Below are 9143 nucleotides of genomic sequence, written 5' to 3'. Positions count from 1 at the left end.
AGAGGGGACATTTCTATTTCGCTAAGAACGGGGACATTTCTATTTCGCCTTGACACCCGATCCACCTTTTCGTTGACGACGGCACAGGCGGGTGTTACCCTTCCCGCCCAGCACCGCAGGCACTCTGCCCAGCGAGGCCAACAGGCCCCGAAACACCACGGCCTGAACGCGAGATGAAAAGGGGAAGGGTCCTCTTTTCGTAAATGGTAGGACACGGCACGTGAGCGCGCCGTTCGGACGCTTGGGGATGCGTCCCTACCGAGCCATCGGAGAAGGAGGCGGCCTCCGTTCGCCGATGGTGATCTCTCTTCACCCTACAGGGGTAATGGATGGTTCGGGTCGTGCGTACGTGTGTTGTTCCGCGCTCGTTTTCAGCATGGCCTTGGACGGTGGGAGCGCCTAGATGCGAAGACCAGCCGGCTTGCCGGTCCTAGTTTTCTGCCTCACGTCGATTTCAGCTTGTAGTTTGATTCCCGGTGTCGGCAATCCGCGGGCGGCCGACAACGCACGCCGGCCCGCCGACAGCGCCCCCAAGGCCCAGAACGCGTCGACACACGCGCGTGATCGAGCAGCCGACGATCCCATCGCGGCGGTCATCACGACGTCGGAACGCCACTACGTCAACGGTGAGCGTGAGCTGGAGACGGGTCACCTCGATCGCGCTCGTGAGGAGTTCGACCTGGCGCTTCGGGTGCTGACCGAGTCGCGGTGGGGGGCGCGGTCGGATGTGCGCCTGAGTCAGCAGTTCGATCGGCTCGTCGACCGGATTAGCGCACAAGAAGCGCTTGCCCTCGCCAGGGGGGATGGCTTCACCGAGAAGCCTTCGGAGCCAGCGCTCATCGACAAGGTCCTCGAGATTACGACCTTCAATCCGCCGCTGCCGGCGGAGCCAAACGTGCACGAAACCGTGGAACGAGACCTCGCCGCCACGACGCACGACATCCCCATCCCGTCGAACGAGCGGGTCCTGCAGTACGTGCAGCTCTTTCAAACGCGGCTGCGCGATCACATCGAGGGGGGCTTGACGCGGGGTCAGCAGTACCTGCCGATGATTCAAGAGGTGTTCCGTGCCGAGGGCATTCCCCTCGACCTCGCCTACATCCCGCTCATCGAGAGCGCCTTCAAGCCTGCGGCGTTGTCGCGCGCACGCGCCAAAGGCGTGTGGCAATTCATGCGTGGAACCGCTGCGGAGAACGGCCTCAAGACCGACTGGTTCATCGACGAGCGCGCCGATCCGGAAAAGGCCACGCAAGCGGCGGCGCGGTACCTGAAGACGCTCAAGCAGATGTTCGACGGGGACTGGCTGCTGACGCTGGCGTCGTACAACGGAGGGCCAGGACGCGTGCAGCGTGCAGTGCAGCGCGCCAAGACGGCCGATTTCTGGCGACTGTCGAGCAACGCGAAGTATCTCCCGCGTGAGACGCGCGAGTACGTCCCCATGATTCTGGCGGCGATCATCATCGCGCGAAATCCGGCGCAGTACGGCTTCACATTGAGTGACGACGAGCCGCTTCGCTACGAGAAGGTACCCGTCACGCGTGCCGTGGACCTTCGGCGCGTGGCGGAATGGACCGGTGTCCCCGTCGATGAGATCCAAGCGGCGAACCCGGAGCTGCGCCGCTGGACCACACCGCTTCGCAATTCGAGCTACGAGCTCAAGGTCCCAGAAGGGACGGCTGCCCAGCTACGCACACGGCTGACCCGCGCGGAGCGGGATGAGCTCGCGACCCTGCAGTGGTACACGGTGAACCGCGGCGACTCGCTGAGCAAGATCGCCAGTAAGCTGAAAGTACGACAGGCGGATCTTGCGGACGCCAATAGCCTCTCCAAGCCCTACGTCCTGCAGATCGGCCAACAGCTCGTCGTGCCGCGCGCGCCGGCGTCCACACTGCTCGCGTCCCGCGCCCAGCGTGGGGGCACCAGCCTCGCTGCCGCGAAAGACAACGGCACGGGCGACCCCAACGGCGGTCCCCTGACGTACCGCGTACGTCGAGGCGATACGCTCTACGGCATTGCCCAGACCTTCGACGTTTCTATCGCGGAGCTCAAGACCTGGAATGGCCTCAGTGGCAGCCGCCTCGATCCGGGGGATCGGCTCACCGTCTACACAGCACGCAGCGCCCAATAGGGACGCCTCGGCGAGGCGTCCCTACCTTCCATCTCTGGCAGGGCGCGTTCGCCGAACGCGCCGGTTGCAATCACCACCGCTAGGGCAGGGCACGTTCGCCGAAGGCGCTGTGTTGCAATTACCACCACATAGGAGTCCCGCGAACGCTGCAGTTTCCGCATGCTCGTTCGCGACCCACGATCAGGGCAGCGAGCGCCAAGTGACTGGAGCGGAACACCTTCAGCGCGGTTTCTGGCTCACGGGAATCGTGGCGGCATCGTGCATCGCTTCTTGCACTCAGGAACCGCGTGCTGGCGCGACTGCGGACGGCTGTCCTGCACGGGCTCGAGGCCCAACTGGTCGACGTCGAAGTCGACGTGTCGTCCGGACTGCCGCGCTTTGCCATGGTCGGTCTACCAGACGCCAGTGTGCGCGAGAGTCGCGACCGTATCCGCAGCGCGATCAGGCACTCTGGTCTGGAGTTCCCACAGCACCGCATCACCGTCAATCTGGCTCCCGCGGATATCCGCAAGGCGGGTAGCGCGCTCGATTTGCCGATTGCTCTTGGCGTTCTCGCGGCGCAGGGCATCGTGGAACGACGTGCGATCGACGACATCCTGGTGGTCGGCGAGCTGTCACTCGACGGCGGCGTGCAGCCCGCGCACGGCATCCTCTCTGTGGCAGCCGCGGCCAGGCGCCACGGTATTCCGTCGCTGCTGCTCCCGAAGGACAATGCAACAGAAGCGGCCGTGGTGGGCGATCTGCGCGTCCTCCCCGTGGACTCTCTTTGCACCGCGGTCGAGCTCGTCACGCATCCGGATCGTGCTCCAGCGCTGCCTGCCGCACCAAAGCATCCCGTCGCTGCGGAGCCCGACTTGGCAGACGTTCAGGGCCAGGCGTTTGCCAAGCGCGCGCTGGAGATCGCCGCTGCCGGCGGTCATGCCATGCTGCTCGTCGGTCCGCCTGGTGCTGGCAAGACAATGTTGGCACGACGCCTGCCAGCCCTCCTGCCACCGTGGAGCTTCGAAGAAGCACTCGAGACGACAGCCGTCCATTCCGTGGCGGGCACGCTTCCGCCTGGCGCCGGCCTGCTGCCCTGTCGTCCGTTCAGGGCGCCACATCACACGGCGTCGGCAGTGGCGTTGGTGGGTGGTGGCTCGCATCCCCGGCCCGGCGAGATCAGCCTCGCACACAACGGTGTCCTCTTCCTCGACGAGCTCCCAGAGTTCGAGCGGCACGCGCTGGAAGTGCTGCGCCAGCCGCTCGAAGAGGGCCAGATCGCCATTGCGCGCGCCAGTCGGACCGTGCGGTTCCCCGCGCGGTTCCAGCTCGTGGCGGCCATGAATCCCTGTCCCTGCGGCTTCCTGGGTCACCCCATCCGGACGTGTCGCTGCACGCCTCGGGACGTCGCGCGCTACGTGCACCGTATCTCCGGGCCGCTGCGCGATCGCATCGATCTCGTCGTCGACGTGTCGTCGGTCACCGTGCGGGAGCAGCTCGCCGAGCCGACGGGCGAGCCCACGACGGCCATTCGTGACCGTGTGGCGCAGGCGCACACGCGCCAACGGGCGTATTGGCCGGATAACGCCATGGGCGTGAATGCCATGCTCGAGGCACAGCAGCTCCGTCGGTGGTGTCGGCCTGGCCGGGCGGGCTTGCATCTCCTCGAGCGAGCCAGCGAGCGGCTCGGTTTGAGCGCCCGCGCGCACACACGGGTCCTGCGAGTCGCGAGAACGATTGCGGATTTAGCCGGAGATGCGGAGCTTCGCACCGAGCATATTGCCGAAGCTCTGCAGTTCAGGGCCGACACCCTCAATCACCCGCGCGACCCCTAGTGGGCTGTATCAGTCATTTGTGAAGTGGCTTGCGGAGCGCGGCGCCCGGCTGGCCAGGCGCGAGGAGGGAGCATACAGGCCGTATGTGACCGACGAGCAACGCCGCCAGGCGGGATGCCCCGCCCGCAAGGCGCTTTACAAATGACTGATACAGCCCACTAGTGTCAGCACGCAGAGCGTCAGCACGCTTGACTGCCGAGAGGGTCGATGCGTCGACGGAGATGGCAGCCGCTGCGGATGCCTCGCGCGGCCGCACGTTGGTGCCTGGGATCGGCGCGGGATGGAGACGCGCGCTGCGCCTCTCTCACGCCGCCGCGTGCGGGTCGGGAAACGGGTCAAACGTGGCGAGGTTCTCGGTGAGGTGGGCTCCACGGGCCGCGCGACAAGTGCACATCTCCACTATGAGGTCTCGACCAACGGCCGGCGCGTCAATCGCATCAGTCTCCTGGTCTCACGGCAGTGACCTTGTCACAGCCCCCACGAGCCCGTAAAATGACGGGAGAAGCGGGGCCGCCCTGAGGCCCTACGTCCACCTGGTAACACTCCTTGATCGTCGATACCCTTCTCGCCAAGGTCTTCGGGACACAGAACGAGCGTGAGCTCAAGAAGCTGACGCCCGTCGTCGCGCGCATCAACGAGCTCGAGTCCTCCATCCAAGCCCTGAGTGACGAGGATCTCCGCGCGCGCACGCCGCAGCTGCGCGAGCGCGTGGCGGGCGGCGAATCATTGGACGACCTGCTGCCGGAGGCATTCGCCATCGTGCGCGAAGCGGCACGGCGGGCGCTGCAGATGCGCCACTACGACGTGCAGCTCATTGGCGGCATGGGGCTGCACCACGGCACGATCGCGGAGATGAAGACCGGTGAGGGCAAGACGCTCGTTGCCACCCTGCCGGCGTATCTGAACGCTCTCGAAGGCCAGGGCGTTCACATCATCACCGTCAACGACTACCTCGCCAGACGCGACTCGGAATGGATGGGACGGATCTACCGCTTCCTCGGTATGACCGTTGGCGTCATCCAACACGAGCTGAACGACGCGGACCGCAAGGCGGCGTACGCGTGCGACATCACGTACGGGACCAACAACGAGTTCGGCTTCGACTATCTTCGCGACAACATGAAGTTCGAGCTCGGCTCGATGGTGCAGCGCGGGCACCGGTTCGCAATCGTCGACGAGGTCGATAGCATTCTGATTGACGAGGCGCGGACGCCGCTCATCATCTCGGGCCCCGCGGAGGAGTCCACAGACCTCTACTACGAGGTGGACCGCATCATCCCGCGGCTCAAGAAGGGCGCGGTGATCCAGGGCAACGTCAAGGCCGAAGAGCGCGAGGCGCTCGAGCAGACCGGCGATTTCATCATCGACGAGAAGCACAAGACATCCTCGCTCACCGAGAGCGGCATGGCGAAGTGCGAGGAGCTGCTGGCGCAGCGGCTGAGCCCCGGCGGGCTGTACGACCCGTCGAATATGCCGTTACTACACCACATCAACCAGGCGTTGCGCGCCCATACGCTGTTCCGTCGCGACATCGACTATGTCGTCAACGAGAATGGCGAGGTGATCATCGTCGACGAGTTCACCGGGCGCTTGATGCCGGGACGTCGATGGAGCGACGGCTTGCATCAGGCGGTCGAGGCCAAAGAGAACGTCAAGATCGAGCGCGAGAACCAGACGCTCGCCACCATCACGCTCCAGAACTACTTCCGCAAGTACGCCAAGCTCGCGGGCATGACCGGCACGGCCGAGACCGAGGCAGAGGAGTTCGGCAAAATCTACAAGCTCGACGTGGTCGTCATCCCAACCAACCGACCGCTCATTCGGCTCGAAGAGCCGGATCTGGTCTTCCGCACCGAAGAAGAGAAGTGGGACGCGATCGTTGGCGAGATCATCGAGAAGCACGAGACGGGCCGTCCCGTGCTGGTCGGCACGGTGTCGATCGCGAAATCAGAGCGCATTGCGGGGCTCCTCCATCGGCGGGGCACCAAGCACGTGGTGCTCAACGCGAAGTTTCATGCCAAAGAGGCAGAAATCGTCGCGCAAGCCGGGCGCAAGAGCGTTGTGACGATCGCCACCAACATGGCAGGCCGCGGCACCGACATCCTGCTTGGCGGGAACGCGGAGTTCCTGGCGCGGCAGGCGTGCCTGCGTGAGGAGGGCGCCGAGCGGCTCGCCAAGGGGCAGGAGCGCTTCGTCGACGACGAAGAGTTCGTCTACTTCTACCACATCGATGGCTTCTTCCGCGTGCCCGCGCCGATCTATCAACGCTATCTCGAGGCGTTCAAGGCACAGTGCGACGCTGAGCACGACGAGGTAGTGGGGGTTGGAGGGCTCCACATCATCGGCACCGAGCGGCACGAGGCGCGGCGGATCGACAATCAGCTGCGCGGCCGCGCGGGCCGTCAGGGCGACCCCGGCTCATCGCGCTTCTATCTGTCGCTCCAAGACGACCTGATGCGGATCTTCGGGTCGGCCAACGTCTCTGGCTTGATGCAACGACTCGGGATGGAAGAGGGCGTCCCGATCGAGAGCCGGATGGTGACCAAGGCCATCGCACGCGCACAGAAACAGGTGGAAGCGCAGAACTTCTCGATCCGCAAGCATCTGCTCGAGTACGACGACGTGATGAACAAGCAGCGCGAGAACGTCTACGCGCTGCGCCGCCAGATCCTCGAGGGCAAGATTCGGCTCGAGGATGCCGACGTAGGCATGCGCGAGTACCTCCGGGTGCTCGGCGAGGAAGCGCTCGATTCCTGCATCGACACGTACTGCAGTGCCGACACCGACCCCGCGGAATGGGACATCGGCAAGCTGCGTGAAGAAGCGATGCAGATCTTCGGTCTCGAGGCCGCGGACCTGGACGGGATCCCCTTCGAGCAGCAGAGCGATGAAGAGCTGAGCGACACGCTCTGGGCGGTCGTCTCGAAGAAGTACGACGCCAAGGAAATGACCGTCGGCCGTGAGATCCTCGCGCTGCCCGAGGATCTCGCGCTCCGGATCATCGATCGAGCGACGCTCGAGCGGGTGTCGGCCCTCGAGCCGGGCGCGCGCGACGCGGCAGCCGGACGGGCGGTTCTCGAGCCCATCGAGCGGAGCCTGGCGCTCCAAATCGTCGATCAGCAGTGGAAGGATCACCTCTACAGCCTCGATCACCTCAAGGAAGGTATCGGGCTCCGTGGCTACGGCCAGCGCGACCCGCTCGTCGAATACAAGAAAGAAAGCTTCAGTCTGTTCCAGGCGATGAAGGAGCGGATCGATGACGAGACGGTCAAGTACCTGTGGCGGCTGCGGCCGGTCCTGACCATGGGACCAGAGATGCCCGCCCGGCGGCAGACGCCCCGGCGACCGGCGGCGGCCCTGGAGGCGCGGCACGAGGCAGCGCCCGCCTTCGTGGGCGGAGGACGTGCCCCAGCATCCGCCGGTCAGCCACGGCCGGCGCGGACTGGTGGCGATGACGTGGTGCGCACGGTCCGGCGGGATATGCCAAAGGTCGGACGGAACGACCCGTGCCCGTGCGGCAGCGGCAAGAAGTACAAGAAGTGCCACGGCGCCGCCGCACAGGAGAGGTCAGCGCATTGAGGTGGTAGATGGTAAACCTATGGAGCTGATGATCACCGCGCTCACGCCAGGCTCGCAGATCGAGCGAGGCCTCGTCACGGCGCTGACCTTTGACGATGTACTGTTGGTGCCGCGCGGGTCGGATGTGCTGCCGAGCCAGGTAGACGTCTCGACACGTTTCACACGCCACCTTCGACTCAACGTGCCGCTCGTCACGGCGGCCATGGACACCGTCACCGAGTCTGAGATGGCCATCGCCATCGCACAGCAAGGTGGTCTTGGAATCATTCACAAGAACCTGTCGATCGAGGAGCATGCTCGAGAAGTGGACCGCGTCAAGCGCTCCGAAAGCGGGATGATCGTCAATCCAATCACGCTCTCACCGCAACATCGGCTGAGCGATGCGCAGACGCTCATGAGGCAGTACCGCATCTCGGGCGTGCCGATTACCGACGACGGACAGAAGGAGGGCCATCTCGTTGGCATCCTCACGAACCGCGACCTCAGGTTCGAAGCGAGGCTGGACCGCCCGATTGCCGAGGTGATGACGCGACGGGATCTGATCACCGTGCCTGTCGGAACGACCCTCGACCAAGCGCGCGAGATCCTGCACGAGCACAAGGTTGAAAAGCTGCTGGTCGTGGATCAGGAGTTCCGGCTCAAGGGCCTCATCACCGTCAAGGACATCCAAAAGGCCATCAAGTATCCCCGGGCCTGCAAGGACGAGCTCGGTCGCCTGCGTGTCGGCGCCGCGATTGGCATCGCCAAAGACACGATGGAGCGCGCCGAGGCGCTCGTCACGGCACATGTCGATGTGCTGGTCGTCGATACGGCGCACGGTCACTCGCAGGGTGTGCTCGATGCGGTGGCCACCTTGCGCAAGCGCTTCCCGGACATCGACCTCGTCGCCGGCAACGTGGCAACGGCCGCCGGCACCGAAGCCTTGAGCCGGCTCGGCGTGGACGCAGTGAAGGTAGGTATCGGATCCGGATCGATCTGTACGACGCGCGTCATCGCCGGGATAGGCGTGCCAATGATCACGGCCATCGCCGAGTGTGCGCGTGCCGCAGAACAGTTCGGCGTGCCGATCATTGCAGATGGGGGCGTCAGATACTCCGGCGATATTCCGAAAGCGCTCGCCGTGGGCGCGAGCTCGGTGATGATCGGAAGCCTCTTCGCGGGGACCGACGAAAGCCCCGGCGAGATGATTCTGTATCAGGGCCGGAGCTTCAAGGACTACCGCGGGATGGGATCGATTGGCGCGATGCGCCGAGGCAGCCGCGACCGCTACTTCCAGGACGAGTTCGAGCTCGAGGCGATGGCGGACGGTGACGGAGCGGAGAAGCTCGTGCCGGAAGGTATCGAGGGACGTGTCGCTCACAAAGGGAGCGTGGCTGCCATGGCGCACCAGCTGGTCGGCGGCCTGCGGGCGAGCATGGGCTACTGCGGCGCCCGCACCATCGAGCAGCTACAGCGCGAAGCACAGCTGATTCGCGTCACCCCGGCGGGCCACCGCGAGGGCCACGTCCACGACGTCATCATTACCAAGGAAGCACCGAACTACCGCGTCGAGTGAGAAGTCACCACGAAGGTCACGAAGGCTCAACCACGAAGGACACGAAGAAGAATTTATTTGATGTCCT

Annotated in this window: 5 protein-coding genes; all 5 read left to right on the top strand. The window is 64.8% G+C overall.

What is annotated here, in order from left to right:
* Nucleotides 1-403 precede the first annotated feature (403 nt).
* The 5 genes from GEV06_17065 (at nt 404) to guaB (ending at nt 9076) form a co-directional block, all read left to right on the top strand.
* Nucleotides 404-2128 carry a LysM peptidoglycan-binding domain-containing protein gene (locus GEV06_17065; protein MPZ19609.1) on the top strand — a complete coding sequence of 575 codons (1725 nt, stop codon included), beginning with the start codon at nt 404-406 and terminating at the stop codon, nt 2126-2128.
* 287 nt (nt 2129-2415) lie between these two features.
* Nucleotides 2416-3942 (top strand): YifB family Mg chelatase-like AAA ATPase, encoded by a 1527-nt coding sequence (locus GEV06_17060; protein MPZ19608.1) that lies wholly within the window; start codon nt 2416-2418, stop codon nt 3940-3942.
* A gap of 280 nt (nt 3943-4222) precedes the next feature.
* Nucleotides 4223-4405, top strand: a complete 183-nt coding sequence (locus GEV06_17055) for a peptidoglycan DD-metalloendopeptidase family protein (protein MPZ19607.1) — start codon at nt 4223-4225, stop codon at nt 4403-4405.
* Nucleotides 4406-4491: 86 nt separating this feature from the next.
* Nucleotides 4492-7521: a preprotein translocase subunit SecA gene (gene secA, locus GEV06_17050; GenBank protein ID MPZ19606.1), complete on the top strand. Its 3030-nt coding sequence runs from the start codon at nt 4492-4494 to the stop codon at nt 7519-7521.
* A gap of 28 nt (nt 7522-7549) precedes the next feature.
* Entirely contained in the window at nt 7550-9076 is a 1527-nt protein-coding gene (gene guaB / locus GEV06_17045) for an IMP dehydrogenase (GenBank protein ID MPZ19605.1), read from the top strand.
* Nucleotides 9077-9143: the final 67 nt, after the last annotated feature.

This window comes from Luteitalea sp. (genome assembly GCA_009377605.1).
In the GTDB taxonomy this organism is placed as follows: domain Bacteria; phylum Acidobacteriota; class Vicinamibacteria; order Vicinamibacterales; family Vicinamibacteraceae; genus WHTT01.
The sequence above is the reverse complement of the archived record's forward strand: the minus strand, read 5'-3'. Positions and strand labels throughout refer to the sequence as shown.